The sequence below is a fragment of the Catenulispora rubra genome (assembly GCF_015356825.1).
GTDB classification, from domain to species: domain Bacteria; phylum Actinomycetota; class Actinomycetes; order Streptomycetales; family Catenulisporaceae; genus Catenulispora; species Catenulispora rubra.
Genome location: NZ_JAACYW010000817.1, coordinates 1 through 389, shown reverse-complemented (window position 1 = coordinate 389; position 389 = coordinate 1). Strand labels below are relative to the sequence as shown.

At 65.0% G+C, this 389-nt stretch carries 1 protein-coding gene; it reads left to right on the top strand.

All coding sequences use genetic code 11. The features are described 5' to 3' along the window. Window positions 1-389, top strand: a 389-nt coding sequence (locus GWK61_RS55555; RefSeq protein ID WP_228564623.1) for a phospholipase D-like domain-containing protein, incomplete at both ends; no start/stop codon positions are given.

The following is a 389-nucleotide window of genomic DNA, read 5'->3' as shown; positions in this document are numbered from 1 at the left end:
GGATCTGATCAACAATGGGAAGTGGGCCACCGGCACCGAGGCCCGCGACTTCTACACTGTCAATCCCGACCTGGTCGCCCAGCACGCCCTGATCGAGGCGGCGAAGAGCTCGATCATCCTGTCCCAGCAGGACGTGTTCGGCGGCTGCTACGGCAAGCTGCCCTTCTACCGGCTGCCCTACATGGACCTGCAACTGTTCGACGATCTGGCCCGCAAGATGGCCCAGGGCGTCAAGGTCCGCATCGTTGTCTCGACGCCCCGACAGCCTGACGACTACTCGGTCCTGGACAGCCTGGGGCAGGAGGAGGAGGGCCTCCGGCAGCGCATCATGGTGGTCACCGGCATGGACGAGTCGCAGGCCACCCAGCTGATGCACCGCACCCTGCAAC